This is a genomic window from Clostridium lamae (assembly GCF_033043255.1).
Taxonomy (GTDB): domain Bacteria; phylum Bacillota; class Clostridia; order Clostridiales; family Clostridiaceae; genus Clostridium; species Clostridium lamae.
In genome coordinates this window covers 39,427-65,096 of sequence record NZ_JASCQJ010000002.1, presented here as the reverse complement: position 1 = coordinate 65,096, position 25,670 = coordinate 39,427, and the positions used below count along the sequence as shown (strand labels likewise).

25 protein-coding genes and 1 riboswitch are annotated in these 25,670 nt (G+C 28.2%); of the genes, 23 read left to right on the top strand and 2 right to left on the bottom strand.

What is annotated here, in order from left to right; all coding sequences use genetic code 11:
- Window positions 1-26: 26 nt before the first annotated feature.
- The 9 genes from QK892_RS01395 to QK892_RS01355 all read left to right on the top strand — a co-directional run bounded on the left by QK892_RS01395 (window position 27) and on the right by QK892_RS01355 (window position 8,480).
- Window positions 27-161: a clostri-philic family protein gene (locus QK892_RS01395; RefSeq protein ID WP_317271731.1), complete on the top strand. Its 135-nt coding sequence runs from the start codon at window positions 27-29 to the stop codon at window positions 159-161.
- A gap of 170 nt (window positions 162-331) precedes the next feature.
- Window positions 332-1,069, top strand: coding sequence for a YdcF family protein (locus QK892_RS01390; protein ID WP_317271730.1), 738 nt, complete (start codon window positions 332-334; stop codon window positions 1,067-1,069).
- 115 nt (window positions 1,070-1,184) lie between these two features.
- Window positions 1,185-1,571 carry an NUDIX domain-containing protein gene (locus QK892_RS01385; RefSeq protein ID WP_317271729.1) on the top strand — a complete coding sequence of 129 codons (387 nt, stop codon included), beginning with the start codon at window positions 1,185-1,187 and terminating at the stop codon, window positions 1,569-1,571.
- 404 nt (window positions 1,572-1,975) lie between these two features.
- Window positions 1,976-2,227: a TM1266 family iron-only hydrogenase system putative regulator gene (locus QK892_RS01380; RefSeq protein WP_317271728.1), complete on the top strand. Its 252-nt coding sequence runs from the start codon at window positions 1,976-1,978 to the stop codon at window positions 2,225-2,227.
- 129 nt (window positions 2,228-2,356) lie between these two features.
- Entirely contained in the window at window positions 2,357-3,466 is a 1,110-nt protein-coding gene (hydE, locus tag QK892_RS01375) for a [FeFe] hydrogenase H-cluster radical SAM maturase HydE (protein ID WP_317271727.1), read from the top strand.
- A 23-nt stretch (window positions 3,467-3,489) separates the two neighbouring features.
- Complete coding sequence (hydG, locus tag QK892_RS01370) at window positions 3,490-4,866, top strand: [FeFe] hydrogenase H-cluster radical SAM maturase HydG (RefSeq protein WP_317271726.1); 1,377 nt, start codon at window positions 3,490-3,492, stop codon at window positions 4,864-4,866.
- Between the two features lie 12 nt (window positions 4,867-4,878).
- Entirely contained in the window at window positions 4,879-6,087 is a 1,209-nt protein-coding gene (hydF, locus tag QK892_RS01365; RefSeq protein WP_317271725.1) for a [FeFe] hydrogenase H-cluster maturation GTPase HydF, read from the top strand.
- Between the two features lie 30 nt (window positions 6,088-6,117).
- Window positions 6,118-7,365, top strand: coding sequence for an NAD(P)-dependent oxidoreductase (locus QK892_RS01360; RefSeq protein WP_394854997.1), 1,248 nt, complete (start codon window positions 6,118-6,120; stop codon window positions 7,363-7,365).
- Between the two features lie 206 nt (window positions 7,366-7,571).
- Window positions 7,572-8,480, top strand: a complete 909-nt coding sequence (locus tag QK892_RS01355; RefSeq protein WP_317271723.1) for a PucR family transcriptional regulator — start codon at window positions 7,572-7,574, stop codon at window positions 8,478-8,480.
- Between the two features lie 135 nt (window positions 8,481-8,615).
- Here QK892_RS01355 and ade read toward each other — a convergent pair whose 3' ends face one another.
- On the bottom strand, window positions 8,616-10,352 hold the full coding sequence (gene ade / locus QK892_RS01350; protein WP_317271722.1) for an adenine deaminase: 1,737 nt from the start codon (window positions 10,350-10,352) through the stop codon (window positions 8,616-8,618).
- Window positions 10,353-10,394: 42 nt separating this feature from the next.
- A riboswitch (purine riboswitch) is annotated at window positions 10,395-10,496 on the bottom strand.
- A gap of 166 nt (window positions 10,497-10,662) precedes the next feature.
- Here ade and QK892_RS01345 point away from each other — a divergent pair.
- The 3 genes from QK892_RS01345 to QK892_RS01335 all read left to right on the top strand — a co-directional run bounded on the left by QK892_RS01345 (window position 10,663) and on the right by QK892_RS01335 (window position 12,505).
- Window positions 10,663-11,157 (top strand): NAD-dependent dehydratase, encoded by a 495-nt coding sequence (locus QK892_RS01345; protein ID WP_317271721.1) that lies wholly within the window; start codon window positions 10,663-10,665, stop codon window positions 11,155-11,157.
- Between the two features lie 157 nt (window positions 11,158-11,314).
- A complete protein-coding gene (locus QK892_RS01340; protein ID WP_317271720.1) occupies window positions 11,315-11,713 on the top strand; it encodes a DUF2871 domain-containing protein in 399 nt (132 codons plus the stop codon).
- Between the two features lie 96 nt (window positions 11,714-11,809).
- A complete protein-coding gene (locus QK892_RS01335; RefSeq protein WP_317271719.1) occupies window positions 11,810-12,505 on the top strand; it encodes a Crp/Fnr family transcriptional regulator in 696 nt (231 codons plus the stop codon).
- A 104-nt stretch (window positions 12,506-12,609) separates the two neighbouring features.
- Here QK892_RS01335 and QK892_RS01330 read toward each other — a convergent pair whose 3' ends face one another.
- A complete protein-coding gene (locus QK892_RS01330) occupies window positions 12,610-13,842 on the bottom strand; it encodes an MFS transporter (protein WP_317271718.1) in 1,233 nt (410 codons plus the stop codon).
- Between the two features lie 532 nt (window positions 13,843-14,374).
- On the opposite strand from QK892_RS01330, the gene asrA reads away from it, so the two are divergent.
- The 11 genes from asrA (at window position 14,375) to QK892_RS01275 (ending at window position 25,551) form a co-directional block, all read left to right on the top strand.
- On the top strand, window positions 14,375-15,382 hold the full coding sequence (asrA, locus tag QK892_RS01325; RefSeq protein ID WP_317271717.1) for an anaerobic sulfite reductase subunit AsrA: 1,008 nt from the start codon (window positions 14,375-14,377) through the stop codon (window positions 15,380-15,382).
- Window position 15,383: 1 nt separating this feature from the next.
- Window positions 15,384-16,178, top strand: a complete 795-nt coding sequence (asrB, locus tag QK892_RS01320; protein WP_317271716.1) for an anaerobic sulfite reductase subunit AsrB — start codon at window positions 15,384-15,386, stop codon at window positions 16,176-16,178.
- Window positions 16,179-16,189: 11 nt separating this feature from the next.
- The gene (asrC, locus tag QK892_RS01315) at window positions 16,190-17,152 is read left to right on the top strand and encodes a sulfite reductase subunit C (RefSeq protein ID WP_317271715.1); all 963 of its coding nucleotides are present in this window, start codon (window positions 16,190-16,192) and stop codon (window positions 17,150-17,152) included.
- A gap of 236 nt (window positions 17,153-17,388) precedes the next feature.
- On the top strand, window positions 17,389-18,594 hold the full coding sequence (gene hemA / locus QK892_RS01310; RefSeq protein ID WP_317271714.1) for a glutamyl-tRNA reductase: 1,206 nt from the start codon (window positions 17,389-17,391) through the stop codon (window positions 18,592-18,594).
- Window positions 18,552-19,220, top strand: coding sequence for an NAD(P)-dependent oxidoreductase (locus QK892_RS01305; protein WP_317271713.1), 669 nt, complete (start codon window positions 18,552-18,554; stop codon window positions 19,218-19,220). The genes hemA and QK892_RS01305 overlap by 43 nt, the downstream gene beginning before the upstream one ends.
- An 11-nt stretch (window positions 19,221-19,231) precedes the next feature.
- Complete coding sequence (gene hemC / locus QK892_RS01300) at window positions 19,232-20,107, top strand: hydroxymethylbilane synthase (RefSeq protein WP_317271712.1); 876 nt, start codon at window positions 19,232-19,234, stop codon at window positions 20,105-20,107.
- Window positions 20,108-20,111: 4 nt separating this feature from the next.
- Window positions 20,112-21,599: a uroporphyrinogen-III C-methyltransferase gene (gene cobA, locus QK892_RS01295; protein ID WP_317271711.1), complete on the top strand. Its 1,488-nt coding sequence runs from the start codon at window positions 20,112-20,114 to the stop codon at window positions 21,597-21,599.
- A 1-nt stretch (window position 21,600) separates the two neighbouring features.
- Entirely contained in the window at window positions 21,601-22,572 is a 972-nt protein-coding gene (gene hemB / locus QK892_RS01290) for a porphobilinogen synthase (RefSeq protein WP_317271710.1), read from the top strand.
- A 3-nt stretch (window positions 22,573-22,575) separates the two neighbouring features.
- Entirely contained in the window at window positions 22,576-23,853 is a 1,278-nt protein-coding gene (gene hemL / locus QK892_RS01285; RefSeq protein WP_317271709.1) for a glutamate-1-semialdehyde 2,1-aminomutase, read from the top strand.
- Between the two features lie 18 nt (window positions 23,854-23,871).
- A complete protein-coding gene (locus QK892_RS01280; RefSeq protein ID WP_317271708.1) occupies window positions 23,872-24,654 on the top strand; it encodes a sirohydrochlorin cobaltochelatase in 783 nt (260 codons plus the stop codon).
- A gap of 114 nt (window positions 24,655-24,768) precedes the next feature.
- The gene (locus tag QK892_RS01275; RefSeq protein ID WP_317271707.1) at window positions 24,769-25,551 is read left to right on the top strand and encodes a formate/nitrite transporter family protein; all 783 of its coding nucleotides are present in this window, start codon (window positions 24,769-24,771) and stop codon (window positions 25,549-25,551) included.
- Window positions 25,552-25,670: the final 119 nt, after the last annotated feature.

The window sequence follows — 25,670 nt, the reverse complement described above, 5'->3', positions numbered from 1 at the left end:
AAATACATTTGAAAGGATGTGTTAATATGCCTAAGAACACTAAGACTGAAACACCAAGACAAAAAGGTACAAGAAGGCAAAGGTTACATGAAAATCAAAACAATATAGGTAATGATAAAAATAAACCTGAATATACAGATTTCGAAGGAAATCCAATCTAAAAAAAGAGCTGTTAGGTCAGCTCTTTTTTTGTTATTTAATATAGGGATAATCAAGTAATGTTCTATGATTAAACAATAATTGTTAAAAATATATTACAAAAATATGAAAGAGATAATATAAAAATAAATATATGGTATATTGATTATTATAAGGGTGTGGGGGTGAAAATTTGAAAAAAAATATTGATTTATTAATTGGATTGGTAATGATTTCATATGTAATAGCAATTAGTTTAATATTTGGAAAGATAACATTTAGTGAAGCCTTCTTAGTAGCTGGTGTAATTCTAATTATATACCATTTTATAAAATCGAAAATCAGTAATAACAAAGTATTAAATGTATTAAAGTTTTTAGTTTCAATTGGACTAATAATATTTTTTATAGTTGAAAGTGCCATTGTTATATTTCCTAAGAGTAATAGTATATATTCAAATTATATAATTGTTTTGGGGGCAGGAGTAAAAGGAGAAACTCCTAGTTTAACATTAGTACAAAGACTTGATCAGGTTCTTGAGTACGTTGATATTCAAAATAATAAAGTTAAAATAATAGTTTCAGGAGGACAAGGAAATGGTGAGAATATATCAGAGGCTGAAGCTATGAAGAGATATCTTCTTGAAAAAGGGTTGAAAGAAGAAATAATAATGGAAGATCAATCTAGAAATACAGTAGAGAATTTAAGATATTCAAAAGATATTATAGAAAAGGAATCCAATAGAAAAATTAAAGATTTAGATGTAACTATAATTACTTCTGATTTTCATGCATTAAGAGCTAATCTGATTGCTAATAGCCTGGGATATGGTAATAGGAAATTCTTTACTAATAAAACATTACCAATTCTAGTACCCGTCATGTATTCTAGAGAATTTTTTGCAATTATAAAATATTTTTTGTTAAATTGATATGATTTTATATAGTTTAGAGGTAATTTTAGCTTTATGTAGAATATATGAATGTAGAGAAAACAATCAGATGATGATAAATAAAAGATTAAGGTAACACTAGGAGGGAAGTATAATGAACAAAATTGCAGAATGCTCTGTAATAATAAAAGATGATTTTAATAATATTTATATTGTTAGGAGAAAAACAAAAAGAAATCAACCACAATTATGGTATTTAGTAGGAAAAAAGATTAGAGGCAAAGAAACAGAAGAAAAATGTATTGCAAGAGCAGTAAAAGATGACTTAAAATCTATAATTTTTAACTTGAAAAAAATAGGAGAAGCTAAAGTTAGTGAAGAAGCAGATGACTTTGCTGCAATTTATGTTGGAGAATTAAAAGAAAAAGTAGTATATGGTACTGATATTGCAGAAGGCAAGTGGGTTAGTATAGATGAACTTGATAATTATAATTTAGCTGAACTAGAAAGAGAAAAAATATTATGCTATAAAAATATATAGGAGAAATATACGAACACTTTATATTCTTCAGTGTTCGTATATTTATTTTTTTATTGATAAAAAAATCACTATTGACATAAGAAAATAATAAACTTATGATGAGAATAAAGGGTAATAAATATTCATTTAATTTATGACGGTGTTGCATTTATTATTTGTTTATTTATTATAATAAATAAAATAGTTATTTATCTAACAAAAAAGAGAAATCTGATTTGAAAGAAAATAGACAAAATGTATTAATAATAAAGGTTATGAATATGAATATCCATAGCTTATTTGAGTTTGCTTTTTTGTAAATAACTTTTATTATTAATATAAGCCTGTTTTCTTTTAGGAAAGCAGGTTTTATTATTTTAAAATATAATTATTTATGTCCATAATTAATATTTTAGGAGGAATATATGAAAGTTGCTGTTGTTAGTGCGATACTTGAAGAACCTAATAAATGTAATAGTAGATTTAATGAAGTAGTAGCAAGCTTTAGAGGTAAGATTAAGGGAAGAATGGGAATACCTTTAGAAAATGAAACATCAATTATATCAATAGTTGTAGTTGGAAGCTTAAATGAAATTAATAGTTTAACAGGAAAGCTTGGAAATATAGAAGGAGTAACAGTAAAAACTGCTATAGGTAAAAAAGAAGTTGGAATATAAATAATGTAAAATGAAAAGAGAAAAATGTAAAATTAAAGAAAAATATCCTTTAGGAGTTTATAAAATATATTTTTAGTTTTATAGCACATCAATAATTTTACATTCTACATTTCTAATTTGGAGGTATATATGAATATTAAGAATATCATTGATAAATTGTATGAAAATAATAATGCTAGTAGGGAGGAACTTGTATATTTATTAGATAACTTAACAGAAGAAGATAAGGTGTATTTAATAGATAAGGCACATGAAACCAGAATGAGAACCTATGGGAATACAGTTTATATGAGAGGTCTTATAGAGTTCACGAATATATGTAAAAGAAGCTGTGTTTATTGTGGAATAAGAAAAGAAAATAAAAATGCTGATAGATATAGATTAACACTAGATGAAATTTTAGAATGCGTAGAAATTGGAGATAGATTAGGTTACAAGACTTATGTACTTCAAGGTGGAGAAGATGCTTACTTCACTGATGAAAAAATGATAGAAATAATACAAGCCATAAAAAGTAAATATCCTAATAATGCAATTACTCTATCATTAGGAGAAAGAAGTTATGAATCATATAAAAAGATGTTTGAGGCAGGAGCAGATAGATATCTTTTAAGACATGAAACTGCTACAAAAGAGCTTTATGAATCTCTTCATCCAGGAGCAAGCTTTGAAGAAAGAATGCAGTGTTTAAAAGATTTAAAAGAAATTGGATATCAAGTAGGAGCAGGGTTTATGATAGGCCTTCCTAATCAAACTACAAATGATTTAGTTAATGATTTGTTGTTTGTAAAAGAGTTTGAACCTCATATGTGTGGAATAGGTCCATTTATACCACATAAAGATACTCCTTTAAGGGATGAGAAGGCTGGAACGTTAGAGATGACAACAACAATATTAGCTATAGTTAGACTATTGCTTCCAGATGTTTTATTACCTTCTACTACTGCCCTTGGAAGTATAGATCCTATAGGTAGAGAAAAAGGGATTAAAGCAGGGGGAAATGTAGTTATGCCAAACCTTTCTCCAACTAGTGTAAGAGAAAAATATTCATTATATGATGGAAAGATATGTACTGGTGATGAAGCTGCAGAATGCAGAAAGTGTATAGAAGGAAGAATAAACAAGGCTGGTTTTAGAGTTGAAGTTACAAGAGGTGACAACATAGGCTGGGCTAAAGATAATGGGTACTATAAAGTAACTAAGGGTGATATTCAACTTGAAAATATAAAACTAATATAAAAATATAATTTAGGGGTGTTTATATGTTTATTAATCATGAGTACATTGAGAGAGTTTTAGAGGAAGCTAAAGGAGCATCTAGAGAGGATATTAAGGCAGTATTAGAAAAGGCTAAGAAAAGAGATGGATTATCATATAGAGATATTGCAGTTTTATTACAAGTGGAAGATAAAGATGATTTAAATGAAATTTTTAAATTAGCAGGAGAAATTAAGGAGTCTATTTATGGTAAGAGAATAGTTATTTTTGCACCATTATATGTTAGTGATTACTGCGTAAATAATTGTGTTTACTGTGGATATAAGAGAACTAATGATTTTTCAAGAAGAAAATTAACTTTGGAAGAAGTAAGTGAAGAAGTTAAGATATTAGAAAAAATGGGACATAAAAGACTTGCATTAGAACTTGGGGAAGATCCTGTAAATGCACCGATAGACTATGTACTAGAGTGCTTAAAAACTATTTATTCAACTCAAAGTGATAATGGAGAAATTAGAAGAGTTAACGTTAATATTGCTGCCACCACTGTAGAAAATTACAGAAAACTTAAAGATGCTAAAATAGGAACATATATATTATTCCAAGAAACATACAATAATGAAGCTTATGATAAAATGCATCCTAAGTCTTTAAAAGGAGACTATAATTATCATTTAACTGCTTTTGATAGAGCTATGGAAGCAGGCATAGATGATGTTGGAGGTGGAGTTTTATTTGGACTAGCTGACCCTAAATTTGAAGTTTTAGGACTTATGATGCACAATAAACATTTAGAAGATAAGTATGGAGTAGGCTTCCATACAATATCAATGCCAAGATTAAAACCAGCTTCAGGAGTAACACTTAAAGAGTTCCCTAATTTAGTAGATGATGAAATGTTTAAAAAGTTAGTTGCTATTATTAGAATAGCAGTTCCATTTACAGGAATAATAATGTCTACTAGAGAAACAGCAGGAATGAGAAGGGAATTATTGAAATATGGTGTATCTCAAATTAGTGCTGGTTCAAGTACAGGTGTTGGTGGATATAAGGAAAGAGAAGAAGGAAGAGAAGCCCTTCAATTTAAAACATCTGATGATAGAACCCCATTAGAAGTAATAAAATCAGTATTAGATGATGGATATATTCCTAGTTACTGTACAGCTTGTTATAGAAGAGGAAGAACTGGTGAAAGATTTATGAAGCTTGCAAAAAGTGGAGAAATTCAAAATGTTTGTGAGCCAAATGCAATAACTACTCTTTTGGAATTTGCAATAGATTATGGCGATAAGGAAATATTAGAAAAAGCAGAGACAGTTATTAATACTGAAAAGGGAAAAATTAAGAGACAGGATATTAAGGATTTATTAGAAAAGAATTTGGCTAAATTAAGAGCAGGGGAGAGAGATCTATATTTATAGGAGGTGCATATTATGAATTCAACCCCAAATGCAAATAGAAAGCATATTGCTATTTATGGTAAGACAAATGCAGGTAAGTCATCATTAATAAATAAGATTTTAGGTCAAGAAGTTTCATTAGTTTCGGAAAAGGAAGGAACTACTACTGATCCAGTTCAGAAGGCCATGGAATTAATTCCAGTAGGACCGGTTTTATTTATAGATACTGCAGGTTTTAAGGATGAGAGCGCTCTTGGAGAAATAAGAGCTAAGAGAACATTAGATATTTTAAAAAGAACAGATATAGCAATATATATTTTTGATGCTTTAGATATAGATTTAGAAGAGTTTAATAAAGTAAAAAGAAGTTTTAAAAAATATAATATACCTTATATTATTGTTGTTAATCAAATAGATAAACTGAAAGAAGAGAATATTAATTTACTAAAAGAGAAGAATAAAGATTATTTATTTTTATCTGCACTAACAGGAGAAGGAATCGAAGAATTAAAACAAAAACTTATAAATATTTTAAAAGAAGAAGAGGATGAACTTCCTATACTTGGAGACTTATTGCCATATGATAGTAAAGTGGTAATGGTAGTGCCAATAGATTCAGAAGCTCCGAAAGGCAGAATAATATTACCACAAGTTCAATGTATAAGGGATTGTTTAGATCATGGAATAAAAAGTTATGTAGTTAGAGATACTGAACTTGAATCTGCTTTAAAGGATATAAAAGATGTAGACTTAGTAATAACTGATTCACAAGCGTTTAAAGAAGTTGATAAGATAGTTCCTAATGATATTAAGCTAACTAGTTTTTCAATGCTATTTGCAAGGCAAAAGGGAGATTTCGAAGAATTTATAAAGGGAGCCTTTAAAATTAAAGAACTAAATAAGGATTCCAAAATATTAATAGCTGAAAGTTGTACTCATAATGTATCTCATGAAGATATTGGAAGAGTGAAGATACCTAAGCTAATAAATAAGGCTGTAGGGGCAGAGCTAAGCTATGATTATAGTATTTTTCATGATTTCCCAGAGGACATAGATAAATATGATTTAATTATTCATTGTGGAGCATGTATGATTAATAGAAAGACAGTAATTAATAGAGTTAATGAATGTAAGGGAAAAAATGTTCCCATAACTAATTATGGTATAGTTTTAGCGTATTTAAATGGAATTTTAGAAAGAAGTTTATCTTTGTTCAATATAAATATAGATGATATAATATAAATACTAAAGTTACACGAAGGAAAAAGGGGAATTTTAATGAAAGACTTAGTTTTAGAATCAAATAGATGTTATCTTTGCAAAAATCCAAGATGTAAGGCACATTGTCCAATAGATACTCCTATTCCAGAAATAATAGATTTATTTAAGGATGGACAAATAGCTAAAGCAGGGGAGATATTATTTAATAATAATCCACTTTCTTTAGTTTGTTCCATAGTTTGCCCACACGAAGATCAATGTAAGGGCAACTGTATTAGAGGAATTAAGGATGAACCAGTAAGGTTTTGTGATATAGAAAGACATGTATCAAAATATTATTTAGAAAATGTTAAATTAGAAAAAGAAGCAGAATTAGATGAAAGAGTTGCCATAGTAGGAGGAGGACCAGCTGGTATAACAATTGCATTTATATTAGCACAAAAGGGCTATAAGGTTACTTTGTTTGACTCCCATGATAAAATAGGTGGAGTATTAAGATATGGTATTCCGGAATTTAGATTACCAAAAAGTATAATAGATAATTATGAAGAAAGATTAATAGAACTAGGTGTAAAAATAAGACCTAATACGTTAATTGGACCAGTAATTACATTAGATAAATTATTTTATGATGGATATGATGCAATCTTTATAGGAACAGGAGTATGGAATCCTAAGACTTTAAATATAAAAGGCGAGAGCTTAGGACATGTACACTATGCAATTGATTATTTAAAATCTCCTCAAGTATATAATTTAGGAAATAAAGTCTGTGTAATTGGTGCTGGAGATGTTGCAATGGATGCAGCAAGAACAGCTAAGAGAAATGGAGCTAATGAAGTATATATTTTATATAGAAAAGGCATGGAAAATGTTCCTGCAACAAAAGTTGAATTAGAAGGAGCCATTTCAGATGGTATAAAATTTGAATTATTTAAGTCTCCTTTAGAATTGACTGAAGATGGAGTAAAATATGTAGAGACAGAAAATGTTATAGGTGAAGATGGTAGAATAAATACTGTAGCAATAGAAGGAAAAGAAGGATTATTTGAGTGTGATTCAATAATAATTGCTGTAAGTCAATCTCCTAAAAATAACATTGTTTCTAATACTACAGGCCTTGAAACGAACAAGTGGGGACTTTTATTGACAGATGAGAATGGACATACAACAAAAGAAGGTGTCTTTGCATCTGGAGATGTGGTTACTGGTGCCAAAACAGTAGTAAGAGCAGCAGCACATGCTAAGATAGTTGCAGAAGAAATAGAAAATTATATATTAAAAAAGAAAAATAAATAATAAAGAAAAATTATAGGAGTATCTTTAATAGAGATACTCCTATAATTTTTCTTTATTATTTTTAATAATTTAAATAACATGATAAATAGTTATTATATGTAAATAAAGATAATTTTCAAAGTATTATTTCGAAAAATATTTAATTATCTGAATTTTAATATATAATATATATATGAAAAGGATTTATCGGTGAGGTGGAGAATTTTATGGGAGCAATAGTAGAATTATTAGATGAAGTATGTAAAAAAACTAATATAAAAATTAGATTGTTAGATTCCAATAACAATGAGATATATGATAATTTACCTACAACAGAATCTAAAGTTATGAGAAAAATATCTGTAAATAATAGAGAACATAAAATTATATTAGAAAAAGATGATATTAAAATAATACCTATGGTGGAATATGTATTAAATAAATGTATTATTAATGAAAATATAATCCTTGAGTTATTAGAAGGAAAAAAACAATGGGATGTCTTAAGTGAATCATTATTAACTAAATCAGATAAAATGCTATTAATAGAAACTAATAAGGAAGAGGAAGCGTTAGAGATAGTTAGAGATACATATATAAATACAGATATTTATGTTGGAGAGATATATGACAGAATAATTGTTATAGGGAACTTGGAGGATGAAAAAGATCATGCATTTTCATTGAAAGAAACAATACTACAAACTTTAGGGGTAAAGGCAAAAATAAGCATAAGCGATTTAGACTATACATTTGATGGGTTTAAAAATGGTTATAATGGAGCTGTACAAGCCTTGGAGATAGGTAAACTATTTGAAATTAAACCTGAAATATATTGTCTTAAAGATATGTACTTAGAAAAGGCAATATTTAATTTATCAAGTGAATATTCACAAGAACTTAAGGAAAAGTATAAGGACATATTTAAAGGATTTAACTATGAACTAATACAAACACTAGAGGAAATATTAAGATGTGATTTATCATTAACTAAAGCTTCTAAAAACTTATATGTTCATAGAAATACATTAATGTATAGAATTGAAAAGATTAAAAAAGAAACTGGATTTGATATACGTAACTTCAAAGAAGCTACCTTCCTTTATATCTTGTATATGAACAACAAAAGAAATTAATCAAAGAAAAATAATGGAGCTGCAACGAAACAGCCCCGAATATAAATAATCATTTTAGAAACTCCGAAAGGAGTTTTTTCCTTAATTATGCATTATGCACTGTGCATTGTGCATTGTGTATAGTATGTCAGCACACTAATCTGCTGTATCTATAAATTTAAAATTAGTTACATCAAACAATCCTTTATCAGTTATTTTTAGATCAGGAATAACTGGTAGTGATAAGAATGATAAAGTTAAAAATGGATTAAAATTAATATCTGGAGCAATTTCTCTTAGAGATAAGTGAAGTTTTTCTAAATCAGAAATAACTTCCCTAGACTCTCTAGAAGTTATTAGACCTGCAATCTCTAGTTGAATAGATGCTAATACTTTGCCGTTTTTAACAACTATGATACCACCATTTATTTTTTTAAGCTCTTCTATTGCAAATAATATATCTTCATCAGAAGTTCCACAAACTATTAAATTATGAGAATCGTGAGCAATAGTTGTAGCAATAGCCCCAGACTTTAGATTAAGTCCTTCTATTACTCCGAGTCCAATATTACCTGTATTGTTATGTCTTTCAATTACAGCTATTTTTAACAAATCTAAATCAACATCTGATTCAAAGACTTTTGAATTTTTTAAAGTATTTATATCAACTTTTTTATGGTTACTTTCGAGTTTATTTGGATTAATTTTTATTACATTAAGTTTTGTTTTTCTTTCTATATTTATTTCTAAATCTTTAGAAGTTAAGTTATTTATATTAATATTGTTTAATTTAGGGAATTCAAATTCTGTTTTTTCTGAGTTATATACTAATTTATTATCTTTAACTACTAATTTACCATTTTTATATACAGAGTTTATCTTAAAATCAGACAATTCATCTAGTATTACAAAGTCAGCAGTATAGCCCGGTGCAATAGCGCCTTTGTTTTTTAAGTTATAACATTCTGAAGGGTTTAATGTACACATTTGAATAGCTGTTTCAGGTGCTAGACCATAAGAAATAGCAGTTCTTATAGAACTATCCATACTTCCGTTTTCTATTAAGTCGTCTATATGTTTATCATCTGTGCAAAAACAAATTCTTCTACTATTAGAAATTGAAGCTACTTTTATTAAATCATTCAAGTTTTTAGCTACAGATCCTTCTCTAAGATGAACGTACATACCTCTTCTTAGCTTTTCAATAACTTGTTCAGCTAAATTTGATTCATGATCAGTAGAAACATTTGCTGTAGCATATACATTTAACATATCATTTGTGAATCCAGCACAATGACCATCGATAATAAAACCATTAGTTTTTGCGTCCCAAAGTTTATTAATCATATCTTCAGAACAGTTTTCAACAGCAGGAAAGTTCATAATTTCAGCTAATCCTAATACATTAGTCTCCTTATATAATGGATGCAAATCCTCACTTCCTAATATGGCGCCAGAAGTTTCAAAAGAAGTAGCTGGAACGCAGGAAGGAAGCATAAAGTAATAATCAAATGGTGTATCTTTAGCAAGATTCATGATAAGTCTAATGCCTTTAACTCCTAGTACATTAGCAATTTCGTGTGGGTCAATTACTATAGATGTGATTCCGTGTAATAATGCAGCTTTATAGTATTCCCTAGGAGTTACTAGTGATGATTCGATATGAGCATGGGCATCTATAAGACCAGGACAAATAAATTTACCAGTACCATCAATCTCAACTTGTCCTCTATAATTGCCAAAGCCTATAATAACTCCATTTTTTATAGCTACATTATCTATAAAAGAACTGTTTTGAAATACGTCAACAATAGTTATGTTATTAATAACTAAGTCACATATTTCGGCTTTACTTGAAGCCTTAATTTGTAATATAAAATCTTTTTTATTCATAAATCCACCTCTGAGTATATTTAAATATAATAATAAACAACCTCACCTGGATTAAAACTTCATAGTTATACTATTTACGGTAGTATAGTAGAGACGCCTGAACCATATTATCAAGCTTATAGGAAGGTTATTTTTATTTATTATATGCAATTACGGACAAGCTGTCAAAGGTAAAGTTATATTAATATAATATTATTTAATGCTAAATAAAGTACAAAGTATCCTTAAAGAACTGCATTTAATTCATAAAGTCACTTTTTTTATCTAAAATACTATAATAATTATATAAGCCATAAAAAATGGAGGAACTATGAAAGCTAGAATAATGGTAGTTGGAGATAATGATGGATTTTCAGTAGAACTTTGTAAATATCTTATTTCTAGGGATTTGGAAGTCTATTTGGCAGTGAAAAAAAATCAAGATCTAACTAAATTTCATGAAATAGAAAAATTTATTACAATAATAAAATATAATGATGATTTAGATGAAATAAAATTCATATTACAATCAATTGAGCCTAACTTTATATATACTCTATATGGATTACAACATAAGACTGATATTAAGAATTTAATAGAAAAAAGCTATTTTAAAAATATACTTTTATTAGAATCATTAAAGACATTTAAGAGTATAGTTTTGATTAATTTAATTGAAAGAACAGAAAGAGATGAGAAGGGGAATCCCTTAAATATATATACAGCAATTGTAGATTCTTTTAGTAAAGTAGCCTTATTTTATAAGAATATATATAAAATTGAGACTATAACAACATACAAGGATGAATATAGAAATATTATATAAATATAAAGTGTTACATCAACATTAGTGGATAAATATGATTAATTTGCTAAATTATAAAATATTTATCCATTATAATATTGTTAAAGTATTAGAAAGTAATTATAATATATAAATATAATGTTTATTAAGAAATAATTTATATTGATAGGAGGATATTATGAAAAAGTATTTTAATATAGCTACGATATATTTGGTTTTAGGACTAGCTATGGGCGTATTTTATAGGGAATTTACAAAGATTAATGAATTTGAGGGACAAACTGTTCTAGCAGGAGTACATACTCATACATTAACTTTAGGATTTATGTTCTTTATTTTAGTTTTACTTTTAGAAAAGAATTTCAGCATATCAAATGGGAAGGGCTTTAAAGGTTGGTGTATTCTTTATAATATTTCATTAATATATTTATTAGTGACGTTAACAATAAGAGGAGTATTACAAGTATTAGGCAATGATTTTACTGGATTTAGTCATATAGCAGGACTTGGACATGTTATTCTTTCAGTTTCATTAGTGTGGTTTGTAGTTTTGGTGAATAAGGCTATAAAAGAATAGAATTTATATAAAAATATTTAATAATTTTAAATTTCATTTGTTTTCTTTGGCTTAAATTCATATAATATAGTTTATATATTATAGGTTGGTGTGAAAATGAAACAATTAGTAAAAGATCAATTAAACAAAATGGAGTTATTTAATACTATAAGTGAAGATACAAAAGAAGCCTTATCTGATTTTGCAGAATCTAGATGTTACGTAAAAGGAAGTCACATATTTAGAGATAAGGAAAAGGTAAATAAGATATATATAATTTATAGTGGGAAAGTATCTCTCTATAAATTAAATGAATCTGCTCAAAAGAAGATAGTATTTATTTTAGGTAAAGATTCTATAATAAATGCAGTTGTTTTAGATGATTTACCTGCATCTATAAATTGTGAGGTTTTTGAGAAGGCAGAGATATTGGCTTTTGATAAAGGCAAATTTGAAGAGGTAATGAAAAGAGATTTTGAATTAACAAAAATAATCATTTCATCTCTAACAATTAAAGTAAGAAGACTTTATAGACAATTAAAGAATTCTACACCAATTAAGGTAGAAAAAAGGGTTGCTGCAAAGCTATGGAAATTATCTAAAGACTATGGGATTGATGTTGAAAATGGAACTTTAATTGATTTAAAGATTAGTATAACATACCTAGCAGATATGTTTGGAACACCTAGAGAAACTATTTCTAGAGCATTAAAGCATCTTCAAGAAAAAGATTTAATAATATTTGAAAAAAAGAAGATTATTGTAACTGATATGGATAAACTTGCAAGTTTCTTTAAGGGCACTTATAAATAGTAAAATTACTAATAAAACTGCTACACATAAAAACATATGATTAAAATAGTTGTAAAATAGGTTAAATTATGTAAAAAATAGGATTCAAATTTGAATCCTATTTTCTATTCATAAATTGACTTTTTATATTGTATTATTGAATATCCAATTAATAAATATCCCAGTAAACCTATTATTAAAAATATACCTGCTGCTACTGATACATTCATATTATTGGATAAAATTGTAAATAATAAAGGGGAAAATGCACTACCTATAGCATAAAATATACCGACTAATGCGAACTTTTTAGTACTATCTTTAGTTCCAAATACATCTACAGGAGTAAATGCTGGTGCAGATGTTAATGTAAAGATTGCTAATCCAGCAAAAAATGGAATAGCAAACCCTATAAAACTTCCATTTGGCATAAAAATCATAATTACTAAACCTATTGTTACAAATATACACGATATAATCATAGCTTTAAAAGTACCTAAATTATCAAATAGTTTTCCTCCTCCAACGTTACCTATTAAACAAGTAATTCCATATACTGAACCTGCTAAGCCTATTTTCGTATCTGTAAAACCTTTAATAGTTAAATAAGGAATAGATTGAGTTGCTAATGCAACACCTGCAAAGCATATAAGTAATGATGCTATACAGAATATTACAAAATATTTATTTTTAAGAAGCTCCTCATTTGATAGACCTTGGAAGTTTACTTTATGGGTATTATTTTCACTATCAATATGGTCTACTTCTATTTCGTCTTTTTTAGGATCTCTTATAAATAATAGCGCTATTGGTACACCTATAACGGCAATAACTATACCTAATATAATATAAGTCTTTTGCCATCCATATCTACTTAATAAATTAACTACAATTGGTTGCAAAAATACATTACCAACAGATCCACCTGATAATGCTATACCTAAGGCAGTACCTCTTCCACTATAGGGGAACCATCTACCTATAATTACAGGTAATGATAAGCCTACAACTAATACTGCTCCTAATTGTGTAATAATTGCACTTATATTAAACATAATATTATTTTTTGCAAGCCCAAATGAACCGAATCCAATTGCAGATAAAATTAAACCTGCAACATAGATATACTTTATTTTATATTTATCATATATTTTTGCAGTAAGTCCATTAAATAATACAGGAATAGTTCCTGTAAAATATATCATTGTAAATCCTACATCAGAAATAATCCCTGAATGTGATACGGGGATTTGCATTTGGGGTTGCAAATTTTGCGATATACAATAAGGTATTGCTCCAATTAAAAAGCAAATGAATACTATAAAATATTTTCCTTTATTTTTTTGTTTTTCTGGCATTTAATTCACTCCATTTTTTTGTAAAATATGTAATCTATAAAATATATTATTTAATATATCCAATTGTATATAATATATCCGTTCATAATACTAACTCCAATTACATAACTATAAGAAAAGTTAATTACGTTATGTATAGCATCTTATATAAAATACTGTAATACTTAACACTCAAGTCTTTTATTACGTTTCTTTGTGATTTTATATCAAATTTCTTAATGCACATAGAATTAAAAAATAATAAAAAAATTTTTTAATTGTGATTTTTATCACAGTTTTTATTTTTGTTTCAGATTATAATAAAGTCACAGATTGTTATTATTATAACAATTTTGGAAGGGGAAATAGATACTGAATGAAGAAATTATAGAAAACTTCAGAATTAGAAAATACCTTCTAGATTGTTATATATTCTATTAGAAGAATAATGAGTAATAAGTTAGTTTGATTAGCAGTATGGTGTAGTTTATTTGTAGCAATACCATATTTTATTATGTCAAGAAAGAAAAAAAGTAAACTAAGAGGTGTTAAAATGGGATATAAACTTAAAGTAGATGAATTCAACAAGGCTTTAGAAGAGCTTTCAAAAAAATACAAGATATATGCACCAAAGGTTTTTGAAGGACAAGGAAAATTTTCAGACACAGATATTGTAAGATATGGTGAAGTATCAAAAATAGAAGAAATAGAGTTTAATCAAAAGTCTAATTTTTCATATAAAGAAGTACTTCTTCCAATAACTCAAACCTTATTCTTCTTCACAGAAGATGAGACTAAGGAACCTAATATAGATGAAAAATCAATATTAATATTTTTAAGAAGCTGTGATATGAATTCTTTAAGAAGAATTGATGATATTTATTTAAGAAATGGCTTTGAAGATCCTTATTACAAAAAACTAAGAGAAAAAGCTAAATTTGTACTAATAGGATGTGAAAAAAGCTTTGATAATTGTTTCTGTGTAAGCATGGGAACTAATAAAACTGATGAATATAATGCTTATGTTAAACAAGATGGCAATGAAGTTTATATAGATATAAAAGACGAAGAGTTTGAAGGATTATTTAATAAATTAAATAATGAATCTGTAGAAGTTAATCCAGATTTCGTTGAAAATAATGATATTAAAGTGAATATTCCAGATAATATAGATTTAAATATTATTAAGTCTAAGGTATGGGATGAATACTCAGAAAGATGCATAGCTTGCGGAAGATGTAATTTTGTATGTCCTACATGTACTTGCTTTACTATGCAAGATATCTTTTATAAGGATAATGGAAAAGTAGGAGAGAGAAGAAGAGTTTGGGCATCTTGTCAAGTAGATGGATATACAGATATGGCTGGAGGTCATAGCTTTAGAAAAGAAAAAGGACAAAGAATGAGATTTAAGGTTCTTCATAAGGTTTATGATTACAAAAAGAGATGGGGATATCATATGTGTGTAGGATGTGGAAGATGTGATGATGCATGTCCTGAATATATTTCATTCTCAAATTGTGTAAACAAATTAGAAAAAGCTATGGATGAGGTGAAGTAATATGATTAAAAATGAATATATACCATTTATTTCAGAAATATTAGAAGTTATTAAGCATACAGAAATTGAATATACTTTCAGAATGGAATTTAAAGGTGATGTTAAGCCAGGTCAATTCTTTGAAGTATCACTACCAAAGTATGGGGAAGCACCTATATCAGTAAGTGGAATAGGTGAGAACTATGTTGACTTAACAATAAGAAGAGTTGGAAAGGTAACAGATGAAATCTTTAATAACTACGTTGGTGACAAGCTATTCTTAAGAGGACCTTATGGAAATGGCTTTGATATAAATAATTATAAAGATAAAGAAGTTATAGTAGTAGCTGGAGGAACAGGACTTTCACCAGTTAAGGGAATAGTAGATTATTTCTCAAACAATACTCAAGATTGCAAGAACTTCACTTTAATATCAGGATTTAAATCTCCTAAAGATATTCTTTTTAAAGAGGATATAAAGGAATGGGAGAAAAATATAAATCTTATATTAACAGTTGATGGTGCTGAAGAAGGGTATGAAGGAAAAGTTGGACTTGTAACTAAATATGTACCAGAACTTGAAATTAAAGATATGGAAAATGTACAAGTAGTTGTTGTAGGGCCACCTATGATGATGAAATTTACAGTTTTAGAATTCTTAAAGCTTGGAATTAAAGAAGAAAATATATGGATTTCACAAGAAAGAAAAATGTGTTGTGGAATAGGTAAATGTGGTCACTGTAAAATAGACGATACTTATATTTGTTTAGATGGTCCTGTATTTAACTATACAAAAGGAAAAGAATTAATAGATTAGGAGGAGACACTATGGATATCAATACTAAAAAGCTGAAAAAGAACGCCTTTAGAGTTACTAAAAGAAGAGGGATAACAGCTTCTAGAATAAGAGTTCCAGGTGGATTCTTAAAGGCAGAATACTTAGGATTAATTCAAGAAATTGCAGATAAATATGGTGATGGAACAGTTCATTTAACTACAAGACAAGGTTTTGAAATTCCAGGGATAGATATGGAAGATATTGCAGAGGTTAACATTCTCCTTCAACCTATAATTGAAGGATTAGAAATAAATCAAGAAGTTCCAGGTAAGGGATATACAGCAGCAGGAACAAGAAATGTATCAGCTTGTATAGGAAATAAAGTTTGTCCGTTTGCAAATTATAATACTACTAATTTTGCAAAAAAAATTGAAAAAGCAATCTTTCCAAATGATTTACATTTCAAAATAGCATTAACAGGTTGCCCTAATGATTGTATTAAATCAAGAATGCATGACTTTGGTATTATAGGAATGACTGAACCTCAATTTGATAAGGATAAATGTGTATCTTGTGGAGCTTGTGTTAAGGCATGCACTAAAAAGTCAACTGGAGCTTTACATGCAGAAAACTATAGACCAGTTAGAAATCATAGCAAGTGCATAGGTTGTGGAGAATGTGTAATTAATTGCCCAACTGGAGCATGGACAAGAAGCAAAGAAAAATATTATAGATTAGCTATTATGGGTAGAACAGGAAAGAAAAATCCTAGATTAGCAGAAGATTTTATAGTATGGGTTGATGAAGAAAGTATAATCAAAATTATTTTAAATACCTACAAATACGTTACAGAATATATAGCTAAAGATGCACCAGGTGGAAAGGAGCATATTGGATATATAGTAGATAGAACTGGTTTTATGGAATTTAAAAAATGGGCTCTTGATGGAGTTGAACTTTCAGATAAGGCTATACTTAAAGATAATATTTATTGGAGTGGTATAAGATACTAATATAAGTAAATACCTATAAATAAAATTTAAATTACCTATTAGACAATTATGATGTTAAATATGTAAAATAAGTATATGTAGTTTTAAGACCGCTATAATTAAATAGCGGTCTTATATATTAGCTAAAAATAATATAAATTTGTTAGAATCAATAAAATGAAAATTATAATTAATAGGAGTATAATAAGGGTAATATAATAAAAAGACATAATTATATTAAGTTTAGGAGTAAAATTATGATTCAGCTTTTAGGAATTAAGAAGAATACTGGAGTAGAAATAAGAGAAAAGCTAACTTTAGCTCCCAAAAAGAGAAAAGAATATACAAGAAAATTACTTGATTACTTTGATGAAGTAGTCATTTTAAGTACATGTAATAGAACAGAAATTTATTATAATGGCTCATTATTAGGTGAAGAGAGTATATATAAGATTTTTGAAATATTAGATTGGGATATTGCTCTTAAAGAAAATTGCTTTTATTTAGAAGAAGCAGATACAGTAAGACACCTAATGGAGGTAGTTTGTGGTTTCCACTCTAAAATATTAGGGGAAGATCAAATACTAGGTCAAATAAAAGATGCATATTCTTTATCAATGGAAGTTGAATCTATAGACTATGAATTACAAAGATTATTCCAAGAAGCTATTACGTGTGGTAAAAAGTTTAGGACAGAAGGAAAATTATATGAAATACCAGTATCATCTGCATCAATTTCAGTAAATGAAGCAATTAAAAATAATGCAAGAAAATTAATGGTTATTGGATATGGTGAAGTTGGAAGTCTTGTAGTAAAGTATGCACTTTCAAATGATATAGAAGTTTTAAATCTTGTAGTTAGAAATATAGATAAGGTTATAGGTATAGATGATAAAAGAGTAAAAGTTATGACATATGAAGATGCTAGAAAAATAGTAAATGATATGGATTGTGTTATATCATGTACATCGGCACCACATTTAGTTATAGAAAAGAAGCATATTAATGAAATAGGTAAAGAAATCATTATATTTGATTTAGCTATGCCTAGAGATATAGATGAAAGAATTAAGGAATATACTAGAGTAAAGCTTTATGACATAGATGAAATAAGTTCTATAGATGATGAAAATAAGAACTTGAGAAAAGAAAGAATGTTAGAGTTTAAGAATATAATTAAAGAATATATAGATAATTATTTTGAATGGAAAAATTTAAGAGAAGTATCTACCATAATAAAGGATATAAAAAATAATAGTTCTAGAGTGATTAAAGAGAGACAAAAAACATTGCAGAATAAATGCAGAGATGAAAAAGATAAGGAAATTGCTGAAATGCTTATAAAAAGCACTTCAGATTACTACGTCAATAGAGCCATAGAAGTTTTGAAGGAAGAGCAATTAAAGGGGAAAGGAAAAGAATGTGTAAAAATATTAGAGAAGATATTCCTAAAGAAAATATAGACTATACTTATCTTTCCTTGATTTCTAGAAAGACTAATATTGGGGTAATAGGTGGAGGTAAGGTTGGATACATAAAAAGTAAAAATTTCTTATCTAAAAATTGTAATGTAGAAGTATTATCCATAGATTTTATAGAAGAGTTTAAGAAATTAGATAATATTAAACTTATAAAAAATAGTTATTATAAAGATTTTATAAAAGATAAACATATAATTGTAATAGCAACTAATGATACGTTCTTAAATCAAAGAATAAAAGAAGATTGTGAAGAAGCCTATAAAATATACGTATATGTAGAAGATTATTTAGAGAGCATGGCAATAGTGCCTGTACAGAGAAATTTAAATAATATAAGCTTTGCTGTTAACACTAATTATGGAAATCCAAAAGGATCATTAATGATAGCGGAAAAAGTAATTGATACTTTAAGAGAATATGATGAATTTGTTGGCTATTCATCTTTAATTAGAAAGTCAGCTAAGGGTATAGTTGAAAAGAAAAAAGATATTATTAACTTTGTATGTAGTGAAGACTTTAAATATATTTATGAAAAGAAAAAAGATAAAATAGTTTTAGAGATGTTTTTTGGAAAAGAAGTTTTAAATGAAATATATAGGAATTTATAGGAGATATTTTTATGGAGATAATAATTGCAACTAGAAAAAGTAAATTGGCTCAAGTTCAAGCTGACAGAGTAATAGAGCTTATTAAGGAGAAAAATAATATAAATTCAAAAAAGCTATTAGTTGTAACTGAAGGAGATAGGAGATTAGATGTAACTTTAGATAAAATAGGAGGGAAAGGATTATTTGTAAAGGAAATAGAATATGCGCTTTTAAATAAAGAAGCACATGCAGCAGTTCATAGTATGAAGGATGTTCCATTTGAGTTACCTAATGGTTTTAAGCTTATTGCAATTCCAGAAAGAGAAGATATAAGAGATGTTTTTGTATCAAGAAACAATATTCATTTTGAAGATTTAAAAGAGGGGGCAGTTATAGGCACTAGTAGCATTAGAAGAGCTGCAATGCTTAGAAATCTAAGAAAAGATTTAAAAATAGTTCCTATAAGAGGAAATGTTCAAACAAGACTTCAAAAGATGGAAAATGAAAATATGGACGGTATTATTTTAGCTGCTGCTGGATTAAAAAGATTGAACATGGAAAGTTATATTACAGATTACTTTGATCCTAAAATATTCTTACCAGCCATAGGGCAAGGAGCTTTAGGTATAGAAGCACTTGAAAATGGAGAATTTAATTCTTATTTAAAAAAATTAGATAATACTGAAGTAAGAATAGCTTTGGAAGCAGAAAGAAGTTTTATGAAGGAATTAAATGGAGGATGTCATACTGTTATAGGTGTATATTCTGAAATTAAGGGTAAAGATTTATATATGATAGGTACTTATGATTTAGGTGATGGAAGAATAATAAAGAAAGATATCTTAGGTAATAAAGAAAACCACATTGAAATAGGTACTAAATTAGCAAAGGAAATAATGAAAGGATAACAAAATGAGTAAGGTTTATATTATTGGTACTGGACCAGGGGATGAGAATTTACTAACTTTAAAAGCAGTAGATTCTTTAAAAAAATGTACAGCAGTACTATATGATAGATTAGTTTCAAATAATATATTAAATTACTTAAGTGATACTTGTGAAATATATTATTGTGGGAAAGAACCAGGGGCTCATTATAAAACTCAAGAAGAGATTAATGAGTCTTTGATTAAATTAGCTAAGAAAGGTCATATAGTTGGAAGGATAAAAGGTGGAGATCCATATGTTTTTGGAAGAGGTGGAGAGGAAGTATTGGCCTTAATAGATGAAAACATAGAATTTGAAGTTATTCCAGGTGTAACTTCACCTATAGCTGTTTTAAATTATGCAGGTATTCCAATTACTCAAAGAGGAATGGCTCAGAGTTTTCATATAATTACAGGTATGACTGCTGGAGTGCAGACTATAAATTGGGAAGCTGTTGCAAAGGAAAAAGGAACCTTAGTATTTATGATGGGACTTAATAATCTTAATGAAATAATAAAAAATTTAATAGCTAATGGTAAAAATGAGAATACTAATGTAGCTGTCGTGATGAGGGGAACTTCATCTAAACAAAAAAAAGTAGCTGGAACATTAATAGATATAGAAGAAAAAGTTAAAGAAGCTAAATTACAATCTCCATGTATTATAGTTATGGGAGAGGTAGTAACTTTAAGTGATAAACTTAATTGGTATGAAAAGAAGCCTCTATTTGGATTAAATGTTTGTGTTACAAGGTCAAGAGAGCAATCTTCCAATTTAAAAAAGAAGTTAAGAGAATTAGGGGCCGAAGTAACAGAAGTAAATTCTATAAAAATTCAATCAACAAAAGAGAATTTGAAGGTAGTAGAAGAGAAGCTTTGTCATTATGATCATATTATTTTAACATCAGTTAATGGAGTAAATATATTCTTTGATTACATAATAGAAAATAAGATAGACATAAGATCCTTAAAAGCTAAATTTTCTGTAGTGGGTAAAGCTACTAGAAAAGCCCTTGAGAAAAGAGGAATTCAAGCCTTTATTATGGGAAGAGAGTTCGTTGGAGAAGGATTATTAAAAGAATTAAAGCCATATTTATTAAAGGAAGAAGAAGTATTAATTCCATGTTCCTCAGAAAGCAGAAGCTATCTGAAAGATGAGATTGAAAACTTAGGTTTAAATGTAGACAGAATTCATACATATAATACAGTTTGTGGTACAGTAAAAAATGCAAGAGCATTTGAAGAGGTTGATTATATTTTATATACTAGTCCAAGTACAGTTAATAATATGATAGCTTTATTTGGAGTAGATAAAATTAAAGAAAAATATAATATAGCTATTGGACCTCAAACTTTTAAATCATTAAAAGAAAATGGAGTAGACGCCTATACTTGCAGAAAACATTCAGAGGATGGTTTCTTAGATGAGATAGTAGATATATATAAAGCAAATAAAGAAAGCAAAGGTGAATAAAATGATTAAAAGGGGAAGAAGATTAAGAGCAACCTCAGCAATTAGAGATTTAGTAAGAGAAAATATATTAAGTTCAAATGATTTTATTTTCCCAATTTTTGTTGTTGAAGGAAATAATAAAAAAGAAGAAATATCGTCTATGAAAGGCAATTATCATTGGTCCTTAGATAGGCTTCCAGAAATAATTAACGAAGTTACTCAAAATAATATTAGAGGAATAATTCTTTTCGGAGTCCCAAATCATAAGGATGATTGTGGCTCAGAAAGCTATAATGATAATGGCATTGTGCAACAAGCAATAAGAAAAATGAGAGAAATTTCTAAAGATTTATACATAATTGCGGATGTTTGTATGTGTCAATATACTAGCCATGGCCATTGTGGAATATTAAATGGAAACGAAGTAGATAACGATAAAACTCTTGAAATACTAGGAAAGATATCTTTGTCTTATGCAAATGCTGGTGCAAATATGGTAGCTCCTTCTGATATGATGGATGGCAGAATAGGATATATAAGAGAAGTTTTAGATAAAAATCATTATGAAAATGTAGCTATTATGAGTTATGCAGCTAAATATTCTTCAGCTTTTTATGGACCTTTTAGAGAAGCAGCTCATTCTGCACCTCAATTTGGAGATAGAAAAACTTATCAAATGGACCCAGCAAATTCAGAAGAAGCTATAAAAGAAATAGAATGGGATATTAATGAAGGTGCGGATATAATTATGGTTAAACCAGCTATGTCTTATTTGGATATTATAAGAAGGGCAAAAGAAAAGGTGAATGTACCTATTTGTGCTTATAATGTTAGTGGAGAATTTGCTATGGTTAAAGCAGCAGCCGAAGCAGGTTTAATAAATGAAAAATCTGTAGCATTGGAAATGCTTCTTTCAATGAAGAGGGCTGGAGCAGATATAATAATTACATACTTTGCTTTAGATGCAGTAAGATGGTTAAAGGAGAATAATTAAGCTATGAGAAATGAAGTAATATTCCATGAGTCTAAAAAGTATATGCCAGGGGGAGTTAACTCCCCAGTTAGATCTTATAAAAATACTGGAATGACACCACCTATTATAAAAAGTGGTAAAGGTGCAATAATAGTAGATGAAGAAGGAAAGGAATATCTTGATTTTGTATTAGCATGGGGACCTATGATATTAGGTCATTGTGATAAAGAGGTTGTAACTTCTATTAAAGAGATTTCTGAATCAGCTATAGCTTTTGGAGCTCCTACAGAGCTAGAACTTATTATGGCTAAATTTTTATGTAAAAACTTAGAAAACATTGAGATGGTAAGAATGGTTAATTCAGGAACAGAAGCAACAATGAGTGCAATAAAGCTCGCTAGAGGCTATACTAAAAAAGATAAAATAATAAAATTTGCTGGATGTTATCATGGACATTTTGATGGCTTTTTAGTAGAAGCAGGATCAGGAGTATTAACTAATGGGATACCAGGTTCATTAGGTGTGCCAGAAGATAGTATAAAAAATACTTTAATTGCAGTTTATAATGATAAAGAAAGCATAAAAGCTTTATTTAGGGAATATGGTGATGATATAGCAGGAGTTATTATAGAGCCAGTTGCAGGTAATATGGGAGTAATTAAAGCAGAAGATGATTTCATGAATCTTTTAAGGGAACTTTGTGATAAACATGGGGCTTTATTAATATTTGATGAAGTAATGAGTGGATTTAGAGTATCATATGAAGGAGCACAAAAGTTATTCAATGTGAAGCCTGATTTAGTAACATATGCAAAGATAATAGGAGGGGGTCTTCCTTGTGGCGCATATGGTGGTAAAAAGCAAATAATGGAAAGTTTATCACCGGTAGGAGAAGTGTATCAGGCAGGAACTATGTCAGGAAATCCAATAGTTATGGCTGCTGGACTTGCAACATTAAATAAGTTAAAAAATAATAATAAAGAGTATTATGAGAAAATTAATTACTTAGGTAAGCTACTAGAAGATGGAGTAACTGAAATAGCAAAGGAAAAAGAAATTCCAATAATTGTGAATAGGTATGGTGGAATGTTTACTATTTTCTTTACAGATTTAAAAGAAGTTAAAACATATGCTGATGTTAAAACTTGTAATGAAGAGATATTTATAAAATACTTTAAACATATGATAGAAAGTGGAATTAATATACCACCATCACAGTATGAAGCATTATTTTTAAGTGTTACCCATACGGAAGAACATATTAATAGGTTCTTAGAGGCTTTCAAAAATTTTAAAAAATAATAGAAGAGAGAGTGTCATATGGCAAAAGCAATTGTAATTGTTTCTTTTGGAACAGCTAATTTAGAAGGATTAAAAATATTAGAAGACTTTGAAAATAAAATAAGAGAAAGTTTTAATGGAAAATATCATGTGTGTAAGGCATTTACATCTAGTATGATATCTAATATTTTGTTTACTAAATACGGTAAATCAGTTCCTAGGTTAGAAGAAGTATTATTTAATTTAAGTAATGACAGATATAAGGAGGTATATATTCAACCTCTACACATAATAGAAGGTAGTGAGTACTTATCAATAGTAAAAACTATAGAAGAATACGATTATTCATTTTCAAAAATAACCTTAGGTAGGGTTATTATGGGGGAGAATGAAGGGCGACTAATGGAAGGATGTAACTTAATAGTTGATTCCATGGAAGAAGATTTAAATAAGTCCAAAAATTTAGTATTAGTAGGTCATGGATCAAAGGTTATGGACACAGAAGGATATAACTTATTAAAAAATACTTTTCTAGAAAGAGGTTTCAAAAGTGTTTTTATAGGAACTTTGGATGGTGAAAATAAAAGGGAAGATGTAGTAAATGCTCTTATAGATAATAAGATAAATGAGACTATAATGGCACCTATACTAATGCTTCCAGGAAATCATATAGTAAAAGATATTTTTGGTAATAAAAATTCTTGGAAGTCACTATTTCAGGAAAACAATATAACAGTAGAATCTAGTGAGAAATCTTTGTTAGAATATGATGAAATAAGAAATTTTTATATTGAATTAATAGATAATAATATTAATAGGTAAGTAAGAGCGAAGTTTTGTTTGCAAAACTTTGCTTTTCATTGTAAAATATTTTAAGTATAAATAGAAGTTACTTATGGTAAAGGTTATTAAGATTAACGATAAGAGGAGAGCATTATGTACAGTAAAGAAATTCATAGTTTAGCCCATTCAGCAGAAGTTAAAAGAAATTTATTAAAAAGGAGCAAAGCAAGATATATTATAAGTGCAATGCTTGGTAGTCTATTTGTAAGTTTAGGTATTATGTTAATTTATTCAATAGGTGGAATAATGCATCATAATGGTGTTGATACTTATAAAATTTTAATGGGAGCATCTTTTGGTGTCGCTCTTAGTTTAGTTCTAATGGCAGGTGGAGATTTATTTACTAGTAATGCCATGATTATGACTATGGGAGCTTTAGAAAAAACAGTAACATGGATAGATGCAATTAAGATATGGTTCGCAAGTTGGATTGGAAATATATTAGGCGGAATACTTGGAGCAGTTCTATTCGTTGGTGCAGGTTTAACAAGTGGAAAGAGTGAATACATAGGAGAATTTATTGTAAGTAATGCTTTAGCTAAGGTAAATGCTCCAGCAGGACAGTTAATTATAAAGGGAATATTATGTAACATATTAGTATGCTTAGCAGTTTGGATGTGTTATAAACTAAAAGAAGAAACTGCAAAGATATTAATGATATTTTGGTGTTTATTTACCTTTATAACAGCAGGATTTGAACATAGTGTAGCTAATATGAGTTTTTTAGCTATGGGATACTTAATAGATCCTTCTACAATAACTTTAGGAGGATATGCATATAACATAATTTTAGTTTCACTTGGTAACTTTATCGGTGGAGTATTATTTTTAGCTTTACCATACTACTTTATTACTAGTGGAAGTCAAGAAAAGTAATAATTATAAATTAATATATTAAATTTTGAAGTAGATAAAAAATATATTGTGTTGACTATGAGCTTTAGTTAGTACAAGCAATATATTTTTATCTACTTATTTTTTTAAGAATTTTGTTA

Excerpts from the sequence above, each read along its gene's own strand:
- asrC (WP_317271715.1), top strand. The coding sequence starts at position 16,190 with ATGGATATCAATACTAAAAAGCTGAAAAAGAACGCCTTTAGAGTTACT.
- hydF (WP_317271725.1), top strand. The coding sequence starts at position 4,879 with ATGAATTCAACCCCAAATGCAAATAGAAAGCATATTGCTATTTATGGT.
- hemB (WP_317271710.1), top strand. The coding sequence starts at position 21,601 with ATGATTAAAAGGGGAAGAAGATTAAGAGCAACCTCAGCAATTAGAGAT.
- hemL (WP_317271709.1), top strand. The coding sequence starts at position 22,576 with ATGAGAAATGAAGTAATATTCCATGAGTCTAAAAAGTATATGCCAGGG.
- QK892_RS01355 (WP_317271723.1), top strand. The coding sequence starts at position 7,572 with ATGGGAGCAATAGTAGAATTATTAGATGAAGTATGTAAAAAAACTAAT.
- hemC (WP_317271712.1), top strand. The coding sequence starts at position 19,232 with ATGGAGATAATAATTGCAACTAGAAAAAGTAAATTGGCTCAAGTTCAA.
- QK892_RS01385 (WP_317271729.1), top strand. The coding sequence starts at position 1,185 with ATGAACAAAATTGCAGAATGCTCTGTAATAATAAAAGATGATTTTAAT.
- QK892_RS01380 (WP_317271728.1), top strand. The coding sequence starts at position 1,976 with ATGAAAGTTGCTGTTGTTAGTGCGATACTTGAAGAACCTAATAAATGT.
- QK892_RS01275 (WP_317271707.1), top strand. The coding sequence starts at position 24,769 with ATGTACAGTAAAGAAATTCATAGTTTAGCCCATTCAGCAGAAGTTAAA.
- hydE (WP_317271727.1), top strand. The coding sequence starts at position 2,357 with ATGAATATTAAGAATATCATTGATAAATTGTATGAAAATAATAATGCT.
- QK892_RS01305 (WP_317271713.1), top strand. The coding sequence starts at position 18,552 with ATGTGTAAAAATATTAGAGAAGATATTCCTAAAGAAAATATAGACTAT.
- hydG (WP_317271726.1), top strand. The coding sequence starts at position 3,490 with ATGTTTATTAATCATGAGTACATTGAGAGAGTTTTAGAGGAAGCTAAA.
- QK892_RS01330 (WP_317271718.1), bottom strand. The coding sequence starts at position 13,842 with ATGCCAGAAAAACAAAAAAATAAAGGAAAATATTTTATAGTATTCATT.
- QK892_RS01340 (WP_317271720.1), top strand. The coding sequence starts at position 11,315 with ATGAAAAAGTATTTTAATATAGCTACGATATATTTGGTTTTAGGACTA.
- QK892_RS01280 (WP_317271708.1), top strand. The coding sequence starts at position 23,872 with ATGGCAAAAGCAATTGTAATTGTTTCTTTTGGAACAGCTAATTTAGAA.
- asrB (WP_317271716.1), top strand. The coding sequence starts at position 15,384 with ATGATTAAAAATGAATATATACCATTTATTTCAGAAATATTAGAAGTT.
- QK892_RS01335 (WP_317271719.1), top strand. The coding sequence starts at position 11,810 with ATGAAACAATTAGTAAAAGATCAATTAAACAAAATGGAGTTATTTAAT.
- QK892_RS01395 (WP_317271731.1), top strand. The coding sequence starts at position 27 with ATGCCTAAGAACACTAAGACTGAAACACCAAGACAAAAAGGTACAAGA.
- cobA (WP_317271711.1), top strand. The coding sequence starts at position 20,112 with ATGAGTAAGGTTTATATTATTGGTACTGGACCAGGGGATGAGAATTTA.
- ade (WP_317271722.1), bottom strand. The coding sequence starts at position 10,352 with ATGAATAAAAAAGATTTTATATTACAAATTAAGGCTTCAAGTAAAGCC.
- QK892_RS01345 (WP_317271721.1), top strand. The coding sequence starts at position 10,663 with ATGAAAGCTAGAATAATGGTAGTTGGAGATAATGATGGATTTTCAGTA.
- asrA (WP_317271717.1), top strand. The coding sequence starts at position 14,375 with ATGGGATATAAACTTAAAGTAGATGAATTCAACAAGGCTTTAGAAGAG.
- hemA (WP_317271714.1), top strand. The coding sequence starts at position 17,389 with ATGATTCAGCTTTTAGGAATTAAGAAGAATACTGGAGTAGAAATAAGA.